This is a genomic window from Pseudomonas sp. Q12-87, from assembly GCF_001269755.1.
Taxonomy (GTDB): domain Bacteria; phylum Pseudomonadota; class Gammaproteobacteria; order Pseudomonadales; family Pseudomonadaceae; genus Aquipseudomonas; species Aquipseudomonas fluorescens_S.
In genome coordinates, this window is sequence record NZ_LHVI01000011.1 from 92,896 (window position 1) to 116,207 (window position 23,312).

24 protein-coding genes are annotated in these 23,312 nt (G+C 62.7%); 13 read left to right on the forward strand and 11 right to left on the reverse strand.

Annotated features, from left to right (window positions below; translation table 11 throughout):
• Positions 1-27 precede the first annotated feature (27 nt).
• A complete protein-coding gene (locus AD663_RS06970) occupies positions 28-756 on the forward strand; it encodes a dienelactone hydrolase family protein (protein ID WP_053213477.1) in 729 nt (242 codons plus the stop codon).
• 159 nt (positions 757-915) lie between these two features.
• On the opposite strand, the gene AD663_RS06975 is transcribed toward AD663_RS06970, so the two are convergent.
• On the reverse strand, positions 916-1,776 hold the full coding sequence (locus AD663_RS06975; protein WP_033046423.1) for a pirin family protein: 861 nt from the start codon (positions 1,774-1,776) through the stop codon (positions 916-918).
• A gap of 121 nt (positions 1,777-1,897) precedes the next feature.
• Between AD663_RS06975 and AD663_RS06980 the strand changes: the two genes are divergently transcribed.
• The gene (locus AD663_RS06980; RefSeq protein WP_172680591.1) at positions 1,898-2,914 is read left to right on the forward strand and encodes an amidohydrolase family protein; all 1,017 of its coding nucleotides are present in this window, start codon (positions 1,898-1,900) and stop codon (positions 2,912-2,914) included.
• Between the two features lie 168 nt (positions 2,915-3,082).
• Positions 3,083-3,547 carry a DUF3859 domain-containing protein gene (locus AD663_RS06985; protein WP_003179254.1) on the forward strand — a complete coding sequence of 155 codons (465 nt, stop codon included), beginning with the start codon at positions 3,083-3,085 and terminating at the stop codon, positions 3,545-3,547.
• Between the two features lie 188 nt (positions 3,548-3,735).
• Here AD663_RS06985 and fabB read toward each other — a convergent pair whose 3' ends face one another.
• The 5 genes from fabB to AD663_RS07010 form a co-directional block, all read right to left on the reverse strand.
• Positions 3,736-4,956, reverse strand: a complete 1,221-nt coding sequence (fabB, locus tag AD663_RS06990) for a beta-ketoacyl-ACP synthase I (RefSeq protein ID WP_003179256.1) — start codon at positions 4,954-4,956, stop codon at positions 3,736-3,738.
• Positions 4,957-4,967: 11 nt separating this feature from the next.
• Positions 4,968-5,483 carry a 3-hydroxyacyl-[acyl-carrier-protein] dehydratase FabA gene (fabA, locus tag AD663_RS06995; protein ID WP_003179264.1) on the reverse strand — a complete coding sequence of 172 codons (516 nt, stop codon included), beginning with the start codon at positions 5,481-5,483 and terminating at the stop codon, positions 4,968-4,970.
• A 247-nt stretch (positions 5,484-5,730) separates the two neighbouring features.
• Positions 5,731-7,632: an ATP-binding protein gene (locus AD663_RS07000; protein ID WP_003179266.1), complete on the reverse strand. Its 1,902-nt coding sequence runs from the start codon at positions 7,630-7,632 to the stop codon at positions 5,731-5,733.
• Positions 7,629-8,561 carry an ABC transporter substrate-binding protein gene (locus tag AD663_RS07005; RefSeq protein WP_003179268.1) on the reverse strand — a complete coding sequence of 311 codons (933 nt, stop codon included), beginning with the start codon at positions 8,559-8,561 and terminating at the stop codon, positions 7,629-7,631. The genes AD663_RS07000 and AD663_RS07005 overlap by 4 nt, the downstream gene beginning before the upstream one ends.
• Positions 8,562-10,685, reverse strand: coding sequence for a TonB-dependent siderophore receptor (locus AD663_RS07010; protein WP_003179269.1), 2,124 nt, complete (start codon positions 10,683-10,685; stop codon positions 8,562-8,564). It lies immediately after the preceding gene.
• Between the two features lie 199 nt (positions 10,686-10,884).
• Here AD663_RS07010 and AD663_RS07015 point away from each other — a divergent pair, with 199 nt between their 5' ends.
• The 8 genes from AD663_RS07015 to AD663_RS07050 all read left to right on the forward strand — a co-directional run bounded on the left by AD663_RS07015 (position 10,885) and on the right by AD663_RS07050 (position 17,217).
• Positions 10,885-11,910 (forward strand): NAD(P)H-dependent glycerol-3-phosphate dehydrogenase, encoded by a 1,026-nt coding sequence (locus AD663_RS07015; protein WP_053213478.1) that lies wholly within the window; start codon positions 10,885-10,887, stop codon positions 11,908-11,910.
• Positions 11,911-11,940: 30 nt separating this feature from the next.
• Positions 11,941-12,288, forward strand: coding sequence for a DUF4389 domain-containing protein (locus tag AD663_RS07020; protein ID WP_003179272.1), 348 nt, complete (start codon positions 11,941-11,943; stop codon positions 12,286-12,288).
• A complete protein-coding gene (gene sixA, locus AD663_RS07025; protein WP_003179274.1) occupies positions 12,285-12,737 on the forward strand; it encodes a phosphohistidine phosphatase SixA in 453 nt (150 codons plus the stop codon). The genes AD663_RS07020 and sixA overlap by 4 nt, the downstream gene beginning before the upstream one ends.
• Before the next feature lie 39 nt (positions 12,738-12,776).
• Positions 12,777-13,220 (forward strand): hotdog fold thioesterase, encoded by a 444-nt coding sequence (locus AD663_RS07030; RefSeq protein WP_003179277.1) that lies wholly within the window; start codon positions 12,777-12,779, stop codon positions 13,218-13,220.
• A gap of 304 nt (positions 13,221-13,524) precedes the next feature.
• The gene (locus AD663_RS07035; protein WP_003179279.1) at positions 13,525-14,319 is read left to right on the forward strand and encodes an alpha/beta fold hydrolase; all 795 of its coding nucleotides are present in this window, start codon (positions 13,525-13,527) and stop codon (positions 14,317-14,319) included.
• Positions 14,316-15,167 (forward strand): alpha/beta hydrolase, encoded by an 852-nt coding sequence (locus AD663_RS07040; protein ID WP_003179281.1) that lies wholly within the window; start codon positions 14,316-14,318, stop codon positions 15,165-15,167. Before AD663_RS07035 ends, AD663_RS07040 begins: the two co-directional genes overlap by 4 nt.
• Positions 15,168-15,296: 129 nt before the next feature.
• Positions 15,297-16,115 (forward strand): DUF4892 domain-containing protein, encoded by an 819-nt coding sequence (locus AD663_RS07045; RefSeq protein ID WP_003179282.1) that lies wholly within the window; start codon positions 15,297-15,299, stop codon positions 16,113-16,115.
• A gap of 64 nt (positions 16,116-16,179) precedes the next feature.
• Positions 16,180-17,217 (forward strand): AI-2E family transporter, encoded by a 1,038-nt coding sequence (locus AD663_RS07050; RefSeq protein WP_003179284.1) that lies wholly within the window; start codon positions 16,180-16,182, stop codon positions 17,215-17,217.
• A gap of 51 nt (positions 17,218-17,268) precedes the next feature.
• Here the strand turns inward: AD663_RS07050 and xopAW are convergent, their stop codons facing one another.
• The 3 genes from xopAW to AD663_RS07065 all read right to left on the reverse strand — a co-directional run bounded on the left by xopAW (position 17,269) and on the right by AD663_RS07065 (position 20,020).
• Entirely contained in the window at positions 17,269-18,000 is a 732-nt protein-coding gene (gene xopAW, locus AD663_RS07055; RefSeq protein WP_003179286.1) for an EF-hand domain-containing protein, read from the reverse strand.
• A gap of 215 nt (positions 18,001-18,215) precedes the next feature.
• Positions 18,216-19,262 carry a cell wall metabolism sensor histidine kinase WalK gene (locus AD663_RS07060; protein ID WP_003179288.1) on the reverse strand — a complete coding sequence of 349 codons (1,047 nt, stop codon included), beginning with the start codon at positions 19,260-19,262 and terminating at the stop codon, positions 18,216-18,218.
• Positions 19,262-20,020, reverse strand: coding sequence for a response regulator (locus AD663_RS07065; protein WP_003179290.1), 759 nt, complete (start codon positions 20,018-20,020; stop codon positions 19,262-19,264). Before AD663_RS07065 ends, AD663_RS07060 begins: the two co-directional genes overlap by 1 nt.
• 288 nt (positions 20,021-20,308) lie before the next feature.
• Here AD663_RS07065 and pyrF point away from each other — a divergent pair, with 288 nt between their 5' ends.
• Positions 20,309-21,007 (forward strand): orotidine-5'-phosphate decarboxylase, encoded by a 699-nt coding sequence (gene pyrF / locus AD663_RS07070; RefSeq protein ID WP_003179293.1) that lies wholly within the window; start codon positions 20,309-20,311, stop codon positions 21,005-21,007.
• Between the two features lie 121 nt (positions 21,008-21,128).
• Here pyrF and AD663_RS07075 read toward each other — a convergent pair whose 3' ends face one another.
• Both AD663_RS07075 and AD663_RS29045 read right to left on the reverse strand, forming a co-directional pair.
• Positions 21,129-22,133 (reverse strand): NADP-dependent oxidoreductase, encoded by a 1,005-nt coding sequence (locus tag AD663_RS07075; protein WP_003179295.1) that lies wholly within the window; start codon positions 22,131-22,133, stop codon positions 21,129-21,131.
• On the reverse strand, positions 22,130-22,267 hold the full coding sequence (locus tag AD663_RS29045; RefSeq protein WP_160167763.1) for a hypothetical protein: 138 nt from the start codon (positions 22,265-22,267) through the stop codon (positions 22,130-22,132). Before AD663_RS29045 ends, AD663_RS07075 begins: the two co-directional genes overlap by 4 nt.
• Positions 22,268-22,357: 90 nt before the next feature.
• Here AD663_RS29045 and AD663_RS07080 point away from each other — a divergent pair, with 90 nt between their 5' ends.
• Positions 22,358-23,119 (forward strand): SDR family oxidoreductase, encoded by a 762-nt coding sequence (locus AD663_RS07080; protein ID WP_003179297.1) that lies wholly within the window; start codon positions 22,358-22,360, stop codon positions 23,117-23,119.
• The last annotated feature ends 193 nt before the right edge of the window (positions 23,120-23,312 follow it).

The following is a 23,312-nucleotide window of genomic DNA, read 5'->3' on the forward strand; positions in this document are numbered from 1 at the left end:
TGATATTCAGTTAAAGAGGAGTCCGTCATGAGTCAGGTTACGGTTCGTTCGCTGGTCTATCAGATCGAAGGTCAAGACTATGAGGGCCGCCTGGCCTTCGACGTCAATCAGCAGGGCCCGCGCCCGGGTTTGCTGATGGCACCGAATTGGATGGGCGTTGGTGCGGGTGCCGAGGAGATCGCCAGATCGGTGGCCGCCAATGGCTACGTGGTGTTGATTGCCGATCTTTACGGCCAGAAGGTGCGCCCGGGCAACGCCGACGAAGCGGGCGCGGCGATGATGCCTCTCAAGAGCGACCGGGATCTGTTGCGCAGGCGCATGCAGGCGGCGTTCGAGCAATTGCAAAGCCAGGGCGACGCGCAGGTCGACACGTCGAAACTCGCCACGTTCGGTTTCTGCTTCGGTGGTTGCTGCGCCCTGGAGCTGGCCCGTACTGGCGCACCGCTGAAAGCGACCATTTCATTTCACGGCACGCTGGATACTCCGAACCCAGCAGATGCGCAGAACATCCAGGGTTCGGTGCTGGTGATGCACGGTGCCTCGGATCCGCTGGTGCCGAAGGAGCAACTGCCGGCCTTCGTAGACGAAATGAACGCTGCCGGGGTGGATTGGCAACTGCTGAGCTACGGCGGAGCGGTGCACTCGTTCACCGACCCGCAGGCCAATGTGCCGGGCAAGATGATGTACAACGCCAAGGTCGCCGGGCGGGCGTTCAGGTCGATGCATAACTTGCTGGATGAAGTGTTCAAGGGCTGAGGTCGGGCCTGGCGCTGAGTATTGTTGGTGTCAGAGCTGGCCCCTTCGCGAGCAAGCCCGCTCCCACAGTGGATCTGCAATGCCCACAATATTGTGAGCAACTCGGTCCTTGTGGGAGCGGGCTTGCTCGCGAAGGGGCCCAGCCAGGCACCGCTGAAATCAGGGCAGCTCGATCCGCTCGCTTTCCCCCGGCACGGTCGGCCAGTCGCCAGCCGCCCAGCGCTGGCGCGCCTCATCGATCCGGGCCGGGTCGCTGGAGACGAAGTTCCAGTTCATCCGCCGCGGACCATCCAGCGGTGCGCCGCCGAACAGCACGGCATGGCAATCACTCTCGGCAAACAGCGTCATTTCCTCCCCGACCGGCAATATCACCAACGAGTGAGGCTCAACCGGCTCGCCGTCCAGCAACGCCTCGCCGCTCAACACATACAACGCCCGCTCTGCATGCTCGGTGGGAATCAGCAATGTCGTTGCGGTCTGCAGGTTCAGTTCGGCGTACAGCGTAGGAGACAGCACCGGCACCGGCGATTCCAGGCAAAAGCCTGACCCGGCGATCATACGGATGCTGACCCCCAGATTATCGCTGACGGGCAGGCTCTGTGCCGGATGATGGCTGTAGTGCCCTGGCCCCTGTTCGTGGGACTTGGGCGAGGCCAGCCAGATTTGCAACCCGTGCATGACGAAACCGCTTTGCAGCAGTGCTTCGGGCGTGCGCTCGACATGGGCGATGGCGCTGCCGGCGGTCATCCAGCTGACATCCCCAGCCTCCACCACCTGATCGGAGCCCAGGCTGTCCTTGTGCTGGAGTGTTCCCTCGAACAGGTAGGTGAGGGTGGACAGGCCGATATGGGGATGCTGGCGGATGTTCATGCCTTTGCCGGCCGGGTAGGCCGTTTGCAGCATGTGGTCGAAAAATACGAAAGGTCCGACGCTGCGACACTTGGCGGATGGCAATGGGCGAAGAATCGGCTGGCCTTCGACATCTTCAGCGCGGGGACGAACAGTCAGGAGGGTGGTCATGGTGTCTTCCAGGGCGAACAACGGTTGCGCCAAGCATACCCCGTCGCTCCCGGCCACAGCACGCATGCCTTGAACCCGTGCGGGACGGTTGGGGTCTATGCTGCTCATGACACTCTGGAGTGTGCCCGTGCCCACGACCCGCTTGATCTTCGCTTGCCTGATGGCTGTTTCCAGTTTTTGCGCCATGGCCCGCGAATATGCCTACAGCGATGCTCACTTGCATTACGTCGATTTCTTTCAGGAAACCGCCGGGATGCCCAAGCTGCTCCAGGCGATGGCGGACAATCGTATTGAGCATGTGATGATTTCCGGCATTCCGGTGGCCAAGAAATGGCATGAGGACGAACCCAAGCGTCCTCGCTATTACGCCGGCGACGATGCGGACGCCTATTGGTACAGCGCCACTGACGTGATCGTGGCCGCTGCAGTGGGCAAATTGACCCCCGAACAACGCCAGCGTTTTCATCCTTTCCTGTCAGGGTTCAATCCCAACGACAAGAACTCCGACGCGCATATCCAGCGCATGCTCGATCTGTATCCGGGGCTGTGGCAGGGCATCGGCGAAGTATTCACGCGCCATGACGACCTGACCGCGTTGACCTCGGGCGACACTGCACGCGCCAACAACGAAGCCATGACGCGGATCTATCACCTGGCGGCGGAAAATGACCTGCCGGTAATGCTGCATTCCAACATCACGTCCAAGCGTGAGAAAAATCCGCTGTACCTGGCGGAAATTGAAGAGCCGTTACGTAATCATCCGCACACGCGCTTCATCTGGGCGCATGCCGGCACCAGCATGGAAATCCATCGTCACCAGACCCAATTGGATTTCCTATTGCCGACCCTGACCCGAATGCTTGAATCCTACCCCAACCTCTACATCGACCTGTCCTGGAGCCTGCTCACGCCCTACTTGCTGGACGAGGCGGGCAAGCCTCGGCAGGCGTGGGTAAAGCTCGTGGAGCGCTTCCCGGAGCGCTTCATGGTGGGATCAGACGTGGTAGGGCGTTTCAACAAGCTCGGTAAGCAACTGCACAGCTTCGATCCGTTCCTGGATGCCTTGCCTGAAGATGTCGCGAAGAAGGTGGCGCGGGATAACTTTTTGGCGGTGTTGCCTCGCTCAGTAGCCCGCTAAACGGCTGTTGTGGCGAGGGAGCTTGCTCCCGCTGGGCTGCGTAGCGGCCCCGCTGCGCAGTCGAGCGGGAGCAAGCTCCCTCGCCACGGATTATCGGTGTGCACGTTTGTCATCAGCCTGTCACCCCCGCGTCATACCCTCGCGCTCATCTCAATCAAGGAGCGCACTATGCACCTCACCCGTTCAAGCGCACTGGTCGCGCTGTTGTTGACCTGTGGCCTGGCCCAGGCAGAAGTCCGTGTCGAAGGTCCGGTGGAGTATGGCGTTTTCGAAGGGACGCAAGCCGAGCTGCAGTCGGGGGAGCGGGTCCTGCGGCGCAGTAACCAACCGATCCGCCAGACCGAAAGCGTGCCGGCGAAGCTGGGCACCAAGTTCGGCATGCGTTATCAACTGGCGGGCAAGGTCGCCGATGACCAGCCGTTGACTCTGTTGTACTTCACGCCGGGCATCCGCACCCCCGATGGCGTGCGCCACGATAAATTCGAGATCATCCAGAAACTGGTGCCCGGCGCCCCTCAGGACGTCATGGCCTACGAATTCACCGAAAGCCACGAAGTGGTGCCGGGGGAATGGCGGTTCATGGTGTTCCAGGGTGACCGACTATTGGCGCAACAGCGGTTTGTTGTGCGCTGACACTCATCCCTCACAGCACAACTTGTGGGAGCGGGCTTGCTCGCGAAGGCGTACTGTCAGGCACTATCGATGTGTATGACCCACCGCATTCGCGAGCAAGCCCGCTCCCACAGGAATTGTGCGGTATAAGAAGCAGGCAAAAAAACGCCCCGAATCAGCCGGGGCGTTTTTTTGTGTAGCGACGGGGCTTACTTGCCCTGCCAGCGCTTCAGTACCAGGGTGGCGTTAGTGCCGCCGAAGCCGAAGCTGTTGCTCATCACGGTGTCGATGGTGGCGTTTTCGCGAGTCTTGGTCAGGATCGGCATGTCAGCGACAGCCGGGTCCAGCTCGTCGATGTTGGCGGAGCCAGCCATGAAGTTGCCTTCCATCATCAGCAGGCAGTAGATCGCTTCGTGAACGCCAGCGGCGCCCAGGGAGTGACCCGACAGGCTCTTGGTGGAACTGATGGCCGGGGCCTTGTCGCCGAATACCGCGCGCACGCCTTCCATTTCCTTGGCATCACCGACCGGAGTCGAGGTGCCGTGGGTGTTCAGGTAGTCGATTGGGGTGTCGACGGTGGACATGGCCATCTGCATGCAACGGATGGCACCTTCGCCGCTAGGGGCGACCATGTCGTAGCCGTCGGAAGTGGCGCCGTAGCCGACGATTTCCGCGTAGATCTTCGCGCCACGGGCGAGGGCGTGTTCCAGCTCCTCGACCACGACCATGCCGCCACCGCCGGCGATGACGAAACCGTCACGCTTGGCGTCGTAGGCGCGGGAGGCCTTTTCCGGCGTTTCGTTGTATTGGGTGGACAGGGCGCCCATGGCGTCGAACAGGAACGATTGGCTCCAATGCTCTTCTTCACCGCCACCGGCGAAAACGATGTCCTGCTTGCCCAGCTGGATCTGCTCGACCGCGGTACCGATGCAGTGGGCACTGGTGGCGCAAGCGGAGGAGATCGAGTAGTTGACGCCCTTGATCTGGAACGGCGTGGCCAGGCAAGCCGAAACGGTGCTGCCCATGGTCCGCGTGACACGGTACGGGCCAACACGCTTGACGCCTTTCTCGCGCAGGATGTCCAGCGCTTCCATCTGGTTCAAGGTCGACGCGCCACCCGAACCGGCGATCAGGCCGGTCCGCACATTGGAAACCTGCTCGTCGGTCAGGCCGGAGTCAGCGATGGCATCCTTCATGGCCAGGTAGGCGTAAGCCGCCGCATGGCCAACGAAACGGTAGATCTTGCGATCGATCAATTCTTCGAGGGGAAGGTCAATGGAGCCGGAAACCTGGCTACGCAGACCCATTTCGGCATAGTCCGGATTGAACCGGATGCCCGGGCGACTTGCACGCAGGTTAGCGGAGACGGTCTCTTTGTCATTGCCCAGGCACGAAACGATGCCCAGACCAGTGATAACGACGCGGCGCATGCGGATAACCCTTAGAAGTTGTCAGTGGAGGTGAAAACGCCGACCCGAAGGCCTTCGGCGGTATAGATCTCGCGACCATCGACAGTGACCGAGCCATCGGCGATAGCCAGGTTCAGCTTGCCTTTGAGGACGCGCTTGATATGAATGTTATAGGTGACTTTCTTCGCGGTCGGCAGGACCTGACCAAAGAACTTCACTTCGCCCGAACCCAGGGCGCGACCGCGACCTGGCAGGCCTTGCCAGCCAAGGAAGAAACCGACCAGCTGCCACATGGCATCCAGGCCCAGGCAACCTGGCATCACCGGGTCACCTTCGAAATGGCAAGCGAAAAACCACAGGTCCGGAGTGATATCCAGCTCGGCGACCAATTCACCTTTGCCGTACTTGCCACCCTCTTCGCTGATAAGGGTGATGCGATCCACCATCAGCATGTTCGGGGCGGGCAGTTGCGCGTTACCTGGGCCGAACAGCTCACCGCGACTGCAGCGCAGCAGATCTTCCCGGGTAAAGGCGTTTTGTTTGGTCATGCGAGCTCCTCAATAGTCCCATGCGGCAGGGTGGGGCAAATCTTCCCGGCCGATCGAAGCGTTCATGCCTCGAATCGACAGCCTACTCATAGACTATTGCGTTGTAGTGAAAGTCACAGCGCACGGGAAATGAATGTACACCTGTGCACTGAAAATTTTATTCAAGCCCCGTCGAGGCTTGTTCGGGTGCCTAAGACTGCCGCACTTTCGCCTTTCACGCCAGTCGCAGATGGTCTTGAGACCTGTACTAATTTACCCAGCGCTGCAGAACCTGCTGCAGGTCAACCCTTTTGAACGGCTTGGCCAGGTAATCGTTCATGCCGGCGGCCAGGCAAGCTTCGCGGTCGCCCTGCAAGGCATTGGCGGTCAGGGCGATGATCGGTACCTCGGTGCAGCCAGGCAACTGGCGGATCTGGCGCGTGGCTTCGTAGCCATCGATGATGGGCAACCGGCAGTCCATGAGGATCGCGTCGAAGATCAGGCTTTCGGCGCTGCGTACGGCCTGGGCGCCATCGGTGGCGACGCTGACTGTGAAGCCCAGGCTGCGGAGCATGGCTTCGATCACCGTCTGGTTCACTGGGTTGTCTTCCACCAGCAGCACATTGCGGCCTGCGCCATCGCCGCTGCGGACAGGCTGTCGCGGCGCCAGGGTCGCTGGCGTCTGGCGCGACAAGGCCAGGGGAATTTCCAAAGTAAACACTGAGCCTTGGCCTTCTTCGCTCTGGGCCCGCAACGTGCCGCCCATGCGCTCGGCCAGGGTGCGGGCGATCGGCAGGCCCAGGCCGGTGCCGCCGTAGCGCCGGGAAATCGAGCTGTCGGCCTGCTGGAAGGCGTCGAACATGCGCTCCAGGCTCTCGGCCGGAATGCCAATGCCGCTGTCGCGCACAGTGCAGGTAAACCACAGCAGTTCGTGGTCCAGCGCTTGCCACTGGCATTGCACCGTGACACGGCCTTGCTCGGTGAATTTCAGCGCGTTGCCGATCAGGTTCACCAGGATCTGCCGTATTCGCGTCGGATCGCCCTGGACCTGCAAGGCTTGCATGTCGTCCGGGATCAGCAGGTCCAGGCCGAGCTTGCGCTGGGCGGCGCTGTGCTGGAACGACTGGGCGCAACTGCCCACCAATTCCGCCAGGTTGAACGGGATGTGCTCCAGTTCCAGGGCCGCGCGCTCGATGCGCGAGAAGTCGAGGATGTCGTTGATCACTTTGAGCAGGTGTTCGGTGGATTCCGAAGCCAGCGCGGTGTACTCCTGCTGCTCGTCGGTCATCCGCGTGGTTTCCAGCAGTTGCAGCATGCCCAGCACGCCGTTCATGGGCGTGCGCAATTCATGGCTCATCATCGCCAGGAAATCGGACTTGGCACTGTTGGCCTTCTCCGCTTCTTCCCGGGTCTTGATCAGTTGCGCCATGGCCTGGTGCTGTTCCCGGCTGGCTTGTTCCAGCCCGCCGGCCAGGTTGTTGATGTGCCGCGACAACGCCCCCAGTTCGGCATCGTCGACGATGGGCAGCGGGGTGCTGTAGTCACCTTGCTGGATGGCCTTGACCGCATCGCCGATGTCGCGGATCGGCCGCGACAGATTAGCGGCCAGGCGGCGTGCCACCAGGAACGTGAACAGCAAGGCGAACAGCGCCAGGATCGCCGCCTTGAAGAGGATTTCCTGTTGCCGCTGGCTGAAGGCGTCACTGGACATACCGACAACCACCCGGCCCAGGTAATCCTCTCCCGGCGCTTCGGTCGACCCGCTGTTGCCCTGCAGGAAATCATTGTTCAAGGCAATGCGCTGCAGGCGAACCGGGGCCTGGAATACTTCCACCTGTTGGGAGCGGCTGCGAGTCTGCTCGGGTTGTTCGACGTAAACCAATATCTTGTCGGTGCTGTCCTGAACTTCCAGGAAGCGCACGTGGGGTGTCGCCAAGGTCGCGGTGAGCAGGCTTTCGAGGACCTCGTTGTTACCGGAGATCACCCCGTATTCCGTGGCGGGGGCCAGTTGGTTGGCGATCAGTTGCCCGGTGTGATTGAGCTCCTGGCGCAGGTCCTGGATCCGCACGAAGGTAAAGAAGCTGATCAGCAGCACGGTCAACAGCAAGGCCGGGCCGAGGGCGATGAGCTGGGTGCGGGTATTGATGTCCCAACGGCGACGCAAGGTCATGGGCGGTGTTCTCCTTCGGCCAACGCCGCAGCGACGGATTCGGCGTCAATCGGTTCTATCCCCAGCGAGCGGGAAACCTGCTGGTTGCCCAGGACTTTGAAACGGTCCGGATACAGCGTGCGGGGCCAGGTCGCGGCAGGGCGGTCGAGCAGCTCGTCGAGGATCGCCAGCCAATCGTCCTGGTCGCTGTAGGTGCTGGCCAGGCTACCGGCCTTGACGAACGCGGCGCTGGGCCCGATCAGCGCACGCTGGCGGGCATAGCTGCTGAGCAACAGGTTTTTCACGGTCTTGGGGTTGTACAGATCGGGGTCGTCCAGGCCCAGCAGCACATCGCTCTGACCCAGCAGGTTTTGCAGGGGGCGGCTGTCGTTGGTGTCGTTCCAGCGTTGGGTGACGATCTCCAGGCCCAGCGGCCCGGCTGCGTGCCGAATGTCCTGGAGCAAAAATTCACTGTGCCTGTCATACAGCACGCCGACCCGCCGGACTTGCGGCAGCAGAGCACGAATCAGCCGCAGTTGCCGTGCCACGGGAGGATCGCTCCACAGCAGGCTCAGGTGATCGGGCGTCGCTTCGCCCAGACGGTCCCGGGCCTGTTGACGGCTGATTCGCAATACCAGAGTGGCCGGTCCGCGGACCTCTTGCAGGCGCCAGTCGAGGCTGGGCAGGTCGAGCAGCACCAGGCGCACATTGCCAGGCAGTTTTCCCGGTGCTGGCAGGCCGGACAACGGGGTAAACCGCACCGTGTCTTCGGGGCGCAAGGCTCCGAGGGCCTGGGTGAAAGACTGTACGCCGGGACTGTCCTCGGCGCCGGTCAACAGAATCTCGGCGGACCGGGCCTCGAACGATGCCAGCCAACCGGCCAATACCAGGCATAGCACCCGCGACAGGCGGCCATGAAATGGCGTCATGCGCAGTCGGCACCGGAACATCTAGAAGGACAACTCCGCGCTGAAGTACAGGACGTGTCGGGAGTCGTAGCGGTTGTCGATGAACGTGGTGGGCTGGTTATCGAGGCGCTGCTGCAGGACGCCCGCCAGTTCCAGGTTGGCCTTGCCCAGGGGGATGCGACGGGCAAGGCGGGTGTCGACCCGTTCGAAGCGGTAGCCATTGAGGGCGTCGGCGGCGTAATAGAACACGGCGCTGTTCCAGCCCTGGCCCCAGTCCCGCAGCCAACCGGCCGAGCCACTGTTGCGGGCGGTCAGTTGCTCGTCCAGCGGGTTGCTGGCCTGGGCGTCGACATAGGCATAGGTCAGGCGCAGGCGGTCGGCCGTGGTCAGGCGCCAGTCGAGCTGGGTCTCGGTCCCGGAGAACCGGGACTGGTTGGCGTTGCTGGCTATGTACTGGTTGTTGCGCAGCGGTTCGCTGATCATGCCGGTGATCTCGTCATGGAACAGCTTCACATCGACCGTCAGGCCCAGGTCCGCAAAGTAACCGTTATAACCCAATTCCCGCGAGCGCATGTGTTCCTGCTCCAGGTTTCCCGGGCCGCGGGTCTGGACGAAATAACGGGCGCTGCGCTGGCCGAAGGCGGCGGGCTGCAGATTGGTGACCTGATAGCTCCAGTTGACGTTGTTTTCGAACATGTCCGGCGAACGCACGGCTTCGGAGTACACCGCCCGTAGCCCATGCCGCGGAGTGATCAGGTAGTTGACCGCCACCCGGGGTGTCAGCGAACTGCCGGTCAGGCGCGTGTCCTCGAACATCGCGCCGCCCTGTAACAGCCAGTGTTCGCTGGCCCGCCATTCGAGCTGGCCGAACAGCCGCCAGGTGGAGTCGTCCAGCGTGCCATTGAAGTACGTCTCGGAGTCGGCCCGGTCGTAGCGATAGTTGGCCCCGGTGACCAGGCGCAGGCTGTCGGACAGGCTCAGGGTGTCCTGGATTTCCAGGTCGTAGCGTGATTCGCGGGCGCTCTGGTCGATGTCGCCGCACAAGGTCTGCGAGGCGCCGTTGCGCCATTGGTCGAGCACCTGATTGGCGAGTGCCTGCTCCTGTGGCGTGCCGGCCGGTGCGCCGGTGCCGGTGAAACGGGTGATATTGCGCGCCAGCTTCTCGGCATAGTTGGGGTTGAGCTGCCACAGGTCGGTCAATTGCGGGCTGAAGGACACTTCGGCGTCGCAGGCACGCCAGGTCTGCTGGCGATCCCAGTGCTGGACCGAGCCTTGTACATAAAGGCTGTGGTCAGGATTCAGGTCCAGGTTCCAACGCAGCGAACCAGCGTAATCCTTGGCGATGACATCGGAGTTATCCCCAGCGGCGGTAATGCCGGCAAACACCGGGCGGTAGGTATAGGGCCGCTGGTTGGTCCCATCCTTGGCATTCAATTGCCAATCGATGCTTTGCTGCTCGTCCAGGGTCTGGCTGACCGACAGATTGAAGCGGTTCAGGCGCCGACTGTCGCGGTAGTCGGCACCGTTGCGGTCACTGTCAAAGCCATCATCTTCCTGCCCGGACAGCGAAAGCCGCAGGTCGCCACCGTCCCAGCCGGTGCCTTGGCTGGCGTACCAGTCGCTGATGCCACGCTGGCCCCGGGTGATTTTCAATCGGGTGCCGTGGCTGTCGGCGGGGGCGCGGGTGATGATGTTGACCACCGCCATCAGCGCGTTGGCGCCGTAGCTGACCGTGTTGGGGCCACGGAAGACTTCGATGCGGTCGATGTCCTCCATGGCCACCGGAATATCGCTCCAGTCCACCGTGGCCAGGCCGGCGCGGTACACCGAGCGGCCATCGATCAACACCTGCATGCGTCGCGCTTCGCTGGCGTTGGTGCCGTGGTAGTTCACGGCCGCCTGGTTGCCGCTGATATTGCCGACCATCATGCCCGGCACCAGGCGCAGCAATTCGCTGATGTCCCGCGCGCCGCTGGCCTTGATCAACTCGCTGTCCAGCACCGTCATGCTGCCTGGCACCGCCGCTGGCGATTGCTTCAGGCGCGTCGCCGTCAGCACTTGGGGCAGGGGTTGGCTGTCCACGAACAGGTCGTCGCCCAGCACTGGCGGGCTGATGACCAGCGCCAGTAGCAATGACGAACCTGAACGGGAAGGGCCAAGAAACACGGCACAGCCTTTGATAACGAAAGAATGGCCGGCATGTTAACTGAGCTGAACGACTTTTCCATTCACGTTGACAGCATTTTCCTAGGAATTGATGGTCAGCTTCCTACAGCGAGCGGTAATTGTTGCCGGGGCTGGTCGCGATCCGGCCGCTCCGTATAATGCCCCGCATTGCCACTTGGTATGGATGAACGGATTGCATATGACTGAACAGCGCTCGATTGCGGTCCTGGGAGGCGGGAGTTTCGGTACAGCCGTGGCTAACCTGCTGGCCGAGAATGGTCACCCGGTGCGCCAATGGATGCGTGACCCCGAGCAGGCCGAGGCCATCCGGGTCAATCGCGAGAACCCGCGTTACCTCAAAGGCATCAAGATCCGCCCGGAAGTGGAGCCGGTCACCGACTTGCAGGCAACACTGCAGGACTGCGATCTGTTTTTCGTCGCCTTGCCGTCCAGTGCCTTGCGCGCGGTCCTGGCCCCTCATGCCGATCGCTTGAGCGGCAAGTTGCTGGTGAGCCTGACCAAGGGCATCGAGGCGCAGACGTTCAAGCTGATGAGCGAGATCCTGGAGGAAATCGCGCCCAAGGCTCGCATCGGTGTGATTTCCGGCCCGAACCTGGCGCGGGAAATCGCCGAGCACGCCTTGACCGCCACTGTGGTCGCCAGTGAAGACGAAGAACTCTGCCAACGGGTCCAGGCCGCGCTCCATGGCCGCACCTTCCGGGTCTATGCCAGTGCCGATCGTTTCGGCGTGGAGCTGGGCGGGGCGCTGAAAAATGTCTATGCGATCATCGCCGGCATGGCGGTTGCGCTGGGCATGGGGGAGAACACCAAGAGCATGCTGATCACCCGGGCGCTGGCGGAAATGACCCGTTTTGCCGTCAACCAGGGCGCCAACCCGATGACTTTCCTGGGCTTGGCTGGGGTCGGGGACCTGATCGTCACCTGTTCCTCGCCCAAGAGCCGCAACTACCAGGTCGGGTTCGCCCTCGGCCAGGGCCTGAGCCTTGACGAGGCCGTGTCGCGCCTGGGCGAAGTGGCGGAAGGGGTGAACACCCTCAAGGTGCTCAAGGCCAAGTCCCAGGAAACCGGGGTCTATATGCCGCTGGTCGCCGGCCTGCATGCGATCCTCTTCGAAGGGCGCACGCTGGAACAGGTGATCGAACTGTTGATGCGCGCGGAGCCGAAGACCGACGTCGATTTCATTTCCACCAGCGGCTTCAACTGAGCCGCGATTGATCGCAAGCAGGAGCGAACCATGAACGATCCGAAAGGGCAGCCCCAATACGAATCCATCCTGCTGCGTGTGCTGTGGATGGTGATTTATCTGCTGGTCTGGCAGGTGGCGCAGTTCATCCTCGGCGCCGTGGTGCTGGTGCAACTGATCTATCGGCTGATCTACGGCGCGCCGAGCGCCAGCCTGATGAATTTCGGCGACAGCCTGAGCCAGTTCCTGGCGCAGATCGGTCGTTTTGGCACCTTCCACAGCGACCAGAAGCCTTGGCCATTCGCCGACTGGCCGACCCCGCGCACACCGGAGGGCGAAGCGCCTCACGCAGTAGCACCTGCTGCGCATCCCGTTCGGGATGAAGAGCCGAAGCTATGAAACTCTGGGTATTGCGTCACGGTGAAGCCGAGCCTTACGGCGCCCGTCCCGATCCCGAACGGGCCCTGACCGCCCACGGGCGCGAAGAAGTGTTGCGCAGTGCCGCGCACTTGATTGGCCAGCCTCTGACTGCCATTTACGCCAGCCCCTACCTGCGGGCGCAGCAGACTGCACACCTGGTGCGCGAAGCGCTGGGGTTCGAGCCGGCGTTACAAACGGTCGATTGGCTCACACCAGAAACCCGACCGCAAAAAGTCCTCGAACAGCTGGAGGATGAGGGCGACGTGCTGCTGGTCAGCCACAATCCCCTGGTGGGCACCTTGCTGGGCTTTGTGCAACACGGTCATTTGCAACAACCTGAGCAAGTGCACACTGCTGGCCTCGCCGAGCTGGAAGGCGACCTGCCGCTGGCGGGGGCAATGCAGCTCAAGGCTATCAGGCACCCTTGAAGGGTGGCCGCTGAATAACAATCAAAAGGGAACACAACGATGAGTCTGTGGCGCACCACCCCCAACATCGAGCAACTGAACGCGGCGGGCAAGAACACTATCAGCGAAGTGCTGGATATTCGTTTCGAATCTTTCGACGATGAGTCCCTGACTGCCAGCATGGTGGTTGATCACCGTACCCACCAACCGTTCGGCCTGCTGCATGGTGGGGCGTCGGTGGTGCTGGCCGAAACCGTCGGGTCGATGGCCGCCTATCTCTGTGTGGATACCAGCAGATTCTATTGCGTGGGCCTGGAAATCAATGCGAACCATCTGCGTGGCGTACGCAGCGGCCGGGTGACGGCCACGGCGCGGGTCGTTCACCTGGGCCGCACGACCCAGGTCTGGGACATCCGCCTGACCAACGACGACGGCAAGGTCAATTGCGTATCGCGCCTGACCATGGCCGTGGTGCCCTTGGGTGAGCAGCCGCCGGCGCGTTGAAAGCCGATTTGCGCCTGGCCGGCTGTTGTGGCGAGGGAGCTTGCTCCCGCTGGGTCGCGAAGCGGCCCCAAACCCACCGGCTCGATCAGCCTGGCGCACCGAGTTGCCCGATCTTGGGCCTGCTGCGCAGGCCAGCGGGAGCAAGCTCCCTCGCCACGGGTGTTCGAACACAAAATCCCGGGGTGAGCGGGGCGCAGCCCCATAGCCCAAGCCCGACTGTCATCATTCCTGGCAGTTACGGTCATTGCCGCGCCGCCGGGCAGTGCGCAGAATCGAGCCCAGTTACCCCAATGGATCGGCCGTCATGTCGCAACAGGTATTTTTCGCTCACGCCAATGGCTTCCCCTCGGCCACCTACGGCAAGCTGTTCGCCGCGCTGGCGCCGCAGTACGCGGTCGCGCACCTGGAGTTGCACGGTCACGACCCGCGTTTTCCGGTGGACGATAACTGGAACAATTTGGTGGACGAGCTCATCCATCACCTGGAACAGCAGCCGGAACCGGTGTGGGGCGTCGGCCACTCCCTGGGCGGTGTGCTCCATCTGCACGCGGCGTTGCGTTGCCCGCAGTTGTACCGGGGCGTGGTCATGCTCGACTCGCCGGTGCTGACCCGGGCCGACCGATGGGTGATCCTGGCCGCCAAGCGCCTGGGGTTCATCGATCGCCTCACCCCGGCCGGTCGAACGCTGGGACGGCGCGAAGAGTTTGCCGACCTGGCGTCGGCCCGGCAGTACTTCGCCGGCAAGACCCTGTTTCGCGGCTTTGACCCGGAATGCTTTGACGCCTACCTGCAACATGGTCTGCAGCAAGTCGGCGACCGCTTGCGGCTGCGTTTCGACCCGGCCACGGAAATCAGTATTTACCGTGGCGTGCCGCACACCAGCCCTGGCCGCGCCCGCAAGCTCCAGGTGCCCCTGGCGGTGGTGCGTGGCCGGCAGAGCCGCGTGGTGATGCGCCATCACACCCGTTCGGTAGGGCGCATGCCCCATGGCGAATCCTTGAGCATGCCGGGCGGCCACATGTTTCCCCTCGAACGTCCGCAAGACACGGCCAACCTGCTCAAGGACCTGTTCCAGCGCTGGGAAGAGCGCAGCGCATGAGCGTGGTCGAGGAAGTCCGCCTGAGCCTGCCTCACATCGAGTTGGCAGCCCACCTGTTCGGCCCGGAAGATGGGCGGCCGGTGATCGCCTTGCATGGTTGGCTGGACAACGCCAACAGCTTCGCCCGGCTGGCCCCTCGGCTGGAGGGGCTGCGGGTGATCGCCCTGGACATGGCCGGGCATGGGCATTCCGGGCATCGGCCGCCCGGTGCCGGCTATGCCCTGTGGGACTATGCCCATGATGTGTTGCAGGTTGCCGACCAACTGGGCCTGAAGCGTTTCGCCCTGTTGGGCCATTCCATGGGCGCCATCGTCTCGCTGGTGCTGGCCGGTTCCTTGCCGGAACGGGTGACGCACCTGGGCTTGATCGATGGAGTGATTCCTCCTACAGCCAAAGGCGATAACGCCGCCGAACGCATGGGCATGGCCCTGCAAGCGCAGTTGGATCTGCAACATAAACGCAAACCGGTCTATAAAACCCTCGACCGGGCCATCGAAGCGCGTATGAAAGGATTGGTGGCGGTCAGTCGCGAGGCCGCCGAGCTGCTGGCCCAGCGCGGCCTGATGCCGGTGCCCGGCGGCTACACCTGGCGCACCGACAACCGCCTGACCTTGCCGTCGCCCCTGCGCCTGACCGATGAGCAGGCCATGGCGTTCGTGGCGCGGGTCGGTTGCCCTGCGCACCTGGTGGTGGCGGCTGACGGCATGCTTGCCAAGCACCCCGAGCTGCTGGAGCGTCTACCCTTCAGTCATGAACAGTTGCCCGGCGGCCATCATTTGCACCTGAACGACGAATTCGGTGCCACGCTTGTAGCAGACTGTTTCAATCGGTTCTTCGCCGTTTCTTGACTTGCGCCGGGCAACTGTCGAGGCTGGGCGGGTTGAAAGGGAGACAACCATGACAGACCTCTGTTTAGCAGCCTCGCGGTGCCTCGAAGACGCCCGTTCCTTCCAAGCGTCCCAGGCCAAGCCGATCCAATGAAATTATTCGTTCACTCACTCATCCTGCTGGCGCTGGCATGCTTCGGCCCGGTGTCGTTCGCCGCCGATGTGCCCGGCAGCCAGGACCTGGCGCGCGTGCCCCGCATGCCCGACGCGCAGATCGTCGACTATAGGCAAACCAGTGACCTGGAGCGCATCTATCCCATGGGCTCGATCCGCAAGATCAGCGGCCAGCTGCGCTTCGACGGCCAGGTGGACGCCCGCGGCAACCTCACCTCGGTCACCTATGAGCTGCCCCCGGAGCACGCCGCTACCGAGGCCTTCACCACGGCCCGCGAAGCCTTGCAGAAGCAAGGTGCCGAGCTGCTGTTCTGGTGCCAGGCCCGTGACTGCGGCGAAAGCAGCCTGTGGGCCAACGACGTATTCGGCAATGCCAAGCTCTACGGCGCCGATAACGGCCAGGCCTACCTGCTGCTGCGCCTGGCGCCGCCGGCGGACAACACGCTGATCGCGCTGTACGGCATCACCCGCGGCAATCGCAAGGCCTACCTGCATGTCGAACAGTTCGAGGCGGGCGCACCGCTCGGGGACTTGTTGCCGACTTCGGCAACCTTGTTGCGCCAGCTCAAGGACACCGGGGCCCTGGACTTGCCGCGCCTTGTTGCAGAGCCGGACGATACCTGGCTGCGCCTGTTGTCCCGGGCGCTGAACCTGGATACGGGCCTGCGGGTCAGTATCGCCGGTCCCCGAGCCGAAGACTGGCTCCAGGCGCTGGCAGGCCAGGGCGTCCGGGCGGCGCGCATGGAAGTCGCCAGCGGCGCTGCGACGGGCCTGCACCTGGAGTTGCTGCGCTAAGCTTTTCCGAGGCGATGGGGCTTACGCCGTCGCCCCGGTCCTGTTCATTTTTTCGAGACCCTACATGCTCAATAACGATCGGCTGTTGGTGCAGATCCTGCTCCTGGTGTTGTTCGGCGCAAGCCTTTGGGTGATGGCGCCGTTCTGGTCGGCGCTGTTCTGGGGCGCGGTGCTGGCGTTCGCCAGTTGGCCGCTGATGCGCCTGCTGACCCGTTGGGTCAACGGTCGCGAATCCCTGGCGGCGGCCTTGCTGACGGTGGGCTGGATGTTGCTGGTGGCGGTGCCGCTGGTGTGGCTGGGATTCAACCTGGCGGACCATGTGCGTGATGCCACGGCTTTCATCAAGGATGCGCAAGTCGATGGCCTGCCCGAAGCACCGACCTGGCTGGGCGGCATCCCCTTGGTGGGCGAGCGCTTGGTAGGCATCTGGAACAGCATCGACCAACAGGGTGCCGCCATGATGGTGTCTGCCAGGCCTTACCTGGGCCAAGTCGGCAACTGGTTGCTGGCCCGCAGTGCGCAGATCGGCGGCGGCATTCTCGAACTGACCCTGAGCATCGTGTTCGTGTTCTTTTTCTATCGCGATGGGCCGCGCCTGGCGGTGTTTGTCCATGGGCTGCTGGAACGACTGATCGGCGACCGTGCCGGCTATTACATCGAACTGGTGGCCGGTACGGTGCAACGGGTGGTCAACGGCGTGATCGGCACTGCAGCGGCGCAGGCCGTGCTGGCTCTGATCGGCTTCCTGATCGCCGGTGTGCCGGGCGCGCTGGTATTGGGTATCGTCACTTTCCTGCTGAGCCTGATCCCGATGGGGCCGCCCCTGGTCTGGATTCCCGCCACGGCCTGGCTGGCGTGGAAGGGTGAATACGGGATGGCGGTGTTCCTTGGCATTTGGGGCACGTTCATCATCAGCGGCGTGGACAACGTGCTCAAGCCATATCTGATCAGCCGTGGCGGAAACCTGCCATTGGTCATCGTGTTATTGGGTGTGTTCGGCGGATTGATCGCCTTCGGCTTCATCGGCCTGTTCATCGGCCCGACCTTGCTGGCGGTGGCGTACAGCCTGCTGACGGACTGGAGCAAGAGCCAGGCGCGGTAACCTTGCTCATCCGGGTAAGCCTGGCTTCAAAGGGCCAGGCTTACCGGTGAATCAGGTCGCTACGTTGAGGTGTTTGCCCACGGTGGCCACGTTATCCAGCGAATATTGCCGGCTGAGGTTGGCGATCATTTTGCCCAGTGCTTCACTGACATTGGCCTGGTCGGTGGCGCTGTCGGTGCTGCGGTCGGCCTGCAAGGCGCTGGTCAATTCGCTGGCGTTGATGCTGCCATCGCCATCAGTGTCGAGCTGGCTGAACAGCTCTCCACCGGAGGCCTGTTGTGCGGGTGGCGGCGGTGGGGCGAGGCTGGCGGCGAGTTCGTCGAGACTGACGGTGCCGTCTTCATTCGTGTCCAGGGCCGAGAACACTTGCTGGCTATTGGTACTCGTCCCGGTGCCGGCCAGCCCGTTGCTCAGTTCATCGCTGCTGACCACGCCGTCACCGTCGGTGTCCAGGGCGCTGAGCAAGGCGTCGGCCAGCTCGGTATCCGGCGCCTGGTCCCGTGGAGGTGGAGGCGGCGGGGCCATCGCAGCTATTTCCTCGCTGCTGAGGTCACCGCTGCCATCGCTGTCCAAGTCATCGAAGTTCTTGCTCAAGCTGACCAGGATGCCGTCGTCGCTCTTCTGTGACAGGGCAGTGTCCAGCTCGTCCTGATCGACCGAACCGTTGTCGTTGCTGTCGAGCTTGCTGAGCAACTCTTTCTGGAATTGCTGGCTGCGGGCACTGTTGGTCGTGGTACTGCTGGTGCTGGTGTAGGTCGAGTAACTGCTGACGCTACCGATCATGGGCGCTCTCCTTGGGCTGGAATAGCCGGTGGGTGCACCGGCTCATGCAGCCTCAGTGGGGCAGTTGTCGGGGGTGTGTGGAGTTTGTACCGAGAGCTTTACACAGTGGCGTGGGAGCGGGCTTGCTCGCGAATGCGGTGCATCAATCGATACATGGCTGGATGACACACCGCATTCGCGAGCAAGCCCGCTCCCACAGGTGAAGTCTGGGATGCCTAAAGGCGAGGCAAGCTGATCACCGCCGTCAACCCGCCGCCCGGCGTCTCTTCCAGGCTCAATTGCCCGCCCAGGCGCTGGGCGGCTTCGCGGGCGATGGTCATGCCCAGGCCGACGCCGCCGGAGTTGCGGTTGCGTGAGCCCTCCAGACGAAAGAACGGCTCGAACACGGCTTCACGCTTGTCCGCTGAGATGCCGGGACCGTGGTCGATGACCCGGATCAGTACCTGGTGACGTTGGTCTTCGAGGGTGATCAAGGCGTGGCCGGCATAGCGCAGGGCGTTGTCCATGAGGTTATTGATGCACGAGCGCAGCGCCATCGGTTGCACCTGCAACGGGGCACAGGAACCGCTGGTTTGCACGTCGGCGCCCTGGTCCTGGGCGTTTTCGCTCAGCGATTCCACCAAGGCTTGCACGTCCATCCATTGCAGTGCTTCGCTGGTGCGTTGTTCGTGCAGGTAGGTCAGCGTGGCATCGAGCATGTCGATCATATCGTCCAGGTCCTGGCACATCTGGCCTTGCAACTTGAGATCATCGATCTGCTCCAGGCGCAGCTTGAGCCGCGAGAGTGGGGTGCGCAGGTCGTGGGACACCGCGCCGAGCATGCGTGAGCGTTGCTGCACCTGCTCGCGAATCCGCCGTTGCATCAGGTTGAACGTGTGGGCGGCCTGTCGCGCCTCCCGAGGACCGTCTTCATCCAGTGGTGGGCTGTCGAGGTTTTCACTCAGGCGCTCGGCGGCGTCGCTCAGGCGCTGGATCGGTCGGGTCAGCAGTTTGGCGCCGTACCAGGCGCCGACGATCAGGAACACGAACTGAAACGTCAGCGGCACCACCGGACCGCCGAACCAGGGGCGCGGAGGGCGGTTGGGGGGCGGGCCAAAGGGCGGCGGGCCTTCGTTGTTACGCGAAAACTCAGGCGGCGGCCCGGGCAGTGGCGGCCTGTCGTAATGGAAAAACCAGGCAAAGGCCAGCAGATGCGCCAGGACGATAGCCAGCAGCAGCACGCCAAACAGGCGGCCGAACAGGGAGTCGAGGCGCAACCGCATCAGCCGATGTCCCGAGCGTCGAACAAGTAGCCCTCACCGCGTACGGTCTTGATCAGTTGCGGGGCCTTGGGATCGTCGCCCAGCTTCTGGCGCAGGCGCGAGACCAGCAGATCGATGCTGCGGTCGAACGCCTCGATGGAACGGCCGCGGGCGGCGTCCAGCAGTTGCTCGCGGCTGAGCACTCGGCGCGGTCGTTCGATGAACACCCACAACAGGCGAAATTCAGCGTTGGACAGCGGCACCACCAGCCCATCGGCAGAGATCAACTGGCGCAGGACGCTGTTGAGCCGCCAGTTATCGAAGCGGATATTGGCGCGTTGCTCGGTGCGGTCGTCGCGCACTCGGCGCAGGATGGTCTGGATGCGCGCGACCAGTTCCCTGGGTTCGAAAGGCTTGGCCATGTAATCGTCGGCGCCCAGTTCCAGGCCGATGATGCGATCGGTGGGTTCGCACCGGGCGGTGAGCATCAGGATCGGGATGTCCGATTCGCTGCGCAACCAGCGGCACAATTGCAAGCCATCCTCACCGGGCAGCATCAGGTCGAGCACCACCACGTCGAAACGCTCGGCCTGCATCGCCTGGCGCATCGCGGCGCCATCGGTCACGCCGCTGGCGCGGATGCTGAAACGGGCCAGGTAGTCGATCAGCAGTTCGCGGATCGGCACATCGTCGTCGACAATCAGCGCACGGGTGTTCCAGCGTTTGTCATCGTCGAGCGTTTTTTGGTTGTCAGAGAGTGCAACGGGGGTGTTCTGCATGGATGCATCATCTGCCAGGTGGGCTGCCAACCGCAAAGAAGGCGGCAAGATTGGGGCTTCAGCATAGGCTTGGCACCGCGAGGCGTGAAGCGCTGAAGACGGATAGGGGCGAGGGACGGTAGCGGGTCGGCGTGTTGCGCGCATGTCAGGAATGTATCGGCTTCGACACAAAGGCCGGTATCGTCCATGCTGCAAGGTGACCGATGAGATTTACCGATCATCGGGTCCCGCACCGGCGCTGGTTCCGCTACAATGCGCGCCGATTTCGACCTGCCTGAGAGCCCGCTCATGTCCGCCTGCCAGACGCCCATCATCGTCGCCCTGGATTTCCCTACCCGTGACGCCGCCCTGAAGCTGGCCGACCAGTTGGACCCCAAGCTCTGCCGGGTCAAAGTCGGCAAGGAACTGTTCACCAGTTGTGCTTCTGAGATCGTGGGTACCCTGCGTGACAAGGGGTTCGAGGTGTTCCTGGACCTGAAATTCCATGACATCCCCAACACCACCGCCATGGCCGTCAAGGCTGCCGCGGAGATGGGCGTGTGGATGGTCAATGTGCATTGCTCCGGCGGCCTGCGCATGATGGCGGCCTGCCGTGAAGTGCTGGACCAGCGCAGTGGCCCACAACCCTTGCTGATCGGCGTGACCGTGCTGACCAGCATGGAGCGCGAGGACCTGGCCGGGATCGGCCTGGACATCGAGCCCCAGGAGCAAGTGTTGCGCCTGGCTGCGCTGGCACAAAAAGCCGGCCTGGATGGTCTGGTGTGCTCGGCCCTGGAGGCCAGCGCTCTGAAAGCGGCGCACCCGTCGTTGCAACTGGTGACCCCGGGGATTCGTCCGACGGGCAGCGCCCAGGACGACCAGCGGCGCATCCTGACCCCACGCCAGGCATTGGACGCCGGCTCCGATTACCTGGTGATCGGCCGTCCGATCAGCCAGGCGGCGGATCCCGCCAAGGCGCTGGCGGCCGTGGTAGCCGAACTGGCCTGACCTAACCCCGCAGTACTTATGTGGGAGCGGGCTTGCTCGCGAAGGCAGAGTGTCATGCGCCATTTATGCCGGCTGACACTCCGCCTTCGCGAGCAAGCCCGCTCCCACAGGTATTTTGTGACTAGACCTTAAGTACGAGCTTCCCGAAGTTTTCCCCGCTGAACAACTTGGTCAACGTCTCGGGGAACGTCTCCAGCCCTTCGACGATGTCTTCCTTGCTCTTGAGTTGTCCCTTGGCCATCCAACCGGCCATTTCCTGCCCGGCGGCGGCGAATTGCGCGGCATAATCCATCACTACAAAGCCCTCCATGCGCGCCCGGTTGACCAGCAGCGACAGGTAGTTGGCGGGGCCTTTCACCGCTTCCTTGTTGTTGTACTGGCTGATAGCGCCGCAAATCACCACGCGGGCCTTGAGGTTCAAGCGGCTGAGCACAGCGTCCAGGATATCGCCGCCAACGTTATCGAAATACACATCGACGCCTTTGGGGCATTCGCGCTTGAGGCCGGCATGAACGTCTTCGTTCTTGTAGTCGATGGCGCCGTCGAAGCCCAGTTCATCGATCAGGAACCGGCATTTATCGGCGCCACCGGCGATGCCTATCACGCGACAGCCTTTGATCTTGGCAATTTGCCCGGCGATGCTGCCCACCGCACCCGCAGCGCCGGACAGCACCACAGTCTCGCCAGCCTTGGGCGCGCCCACGTCCAGTAACGCGAAGTAGGCGGTCATGCCCGTCATGCCCAGGGCTGACAGGTAACGCGGCAGTGGTGCCAGTTTCGGATCGACCTTGTAGAAACCTCTTGGCTCGCCAAGGAAATAATCCTGCACGCCCAGCGCGCCGTTGACGTAGTCCCCTACCGCAAACCCAGGGTTGTTCGAGGCAATCACCTGGCCGACACCCAATGCCCGCATCACCTCACCGATGCCCACCGGCGCAATGTAGGACTTGCCTTCGTTCATCCAGCCACGCATGGCCGGATCCAGGGATAGATATTCGTTCTTCACCAGGATCTGACCGGCTGCCGGTTCGCCGACCGGTACTTGTTGATAAGTGAAAGTCTCGCGTGTCGCGGCGCCCACCGGGCGTTTGGCGAGCAGGAACTGGCGATTGGTCTGGGCAGTCATGGCTGGCACTCAATATGAATGAAGCCTTGTTGATAGACCTTCGAGGCGTTGGCCGCAAGGTTTGCGACCTCGGCGAATGCAGCTCGATCCAACACGGTGATAGTGCCGCCGGCCTCGTTATCACTGGCACCCATGGGGATGTAACCGGCATCTGGATAGTGCTGCCTTGCCACACCGGGCTGTGGCTACACTGGCGCGACCCCGCATTCTTCGAGGAATTGACAATGAGCATGACGTTTTCCGGACAGGTCGCCGTGGTAACTGGCGCCGCTGCGGGCATTGGCCGCGCCACCGCACAGGCGTTCGCGGCAGAAGGCCTGAAGGTGGTGGTGGCCGACCTGGACGTGGCGGGCGGCGAGGGCACGGTGCAGTCGATACGCGAAGCGGGCGGCGAGGCCGTGTTCGTGCGCTGCAACGTGACGTTGGAGGACGACGTGCAGAACCTGATGAGCGAAGTGATCAAAGCCTATGGTCGTCTGGACTATGCCTTCAACAATGCCGGGATCGAGATCGAGAAGGGCAAGTTGGCCGACGGGACTGTCGATGAGTTTGACGCGATCATGGGCGTCAACGTGAAAGGCGTCTGGCTGTGCATGAAATATCAACTGCCATTACTACTCGCCCAAGGCGGCGGAGCCATCGTCAATACCGCTTCGGTGGCCGGCCTGGGGGCAGCGCCGAAGATGAGCATTTATGCGGCCTCCAAGCATGCTGTGATAGGCCTGACCAAATCGGCGGCCATCGAATATGCCAAAAAGAAGATCCGCGTGAATGCGGTTTGCCCGGCCGTGATCGACACCGACATGTTCCGTCGCGCTTATGAGGCGGACCCGAAGAAAGGCGATTTCGCCAACGCCATGCACCCGGTGGGGCGTATCGGCAAGGTCGAGGAAATCGCCAGCGCGGTCTTGTACCTGTGCAGCGATGGCGCGGCTTTCACCACGGGGCATTCCCTGGCGGTAGACGGCGGTGTCACGGCGTTCTGACGGATGCGTCCCTTCCATCCGTAGGACAAGGCCCGCACTGGTTGCGGGCTTTTTCTTGAGCGCTCAAAAAATACTCGACGCGGCCCGTCAATGTGTTTCAAAGGGTGAGAAACGACGGTTTTGGCGATGTTCTCGTACATCGTCCGAGCGCCGCCTGTGCTTAACTGTTTCCGGAAATAAAACAAATGCTTAG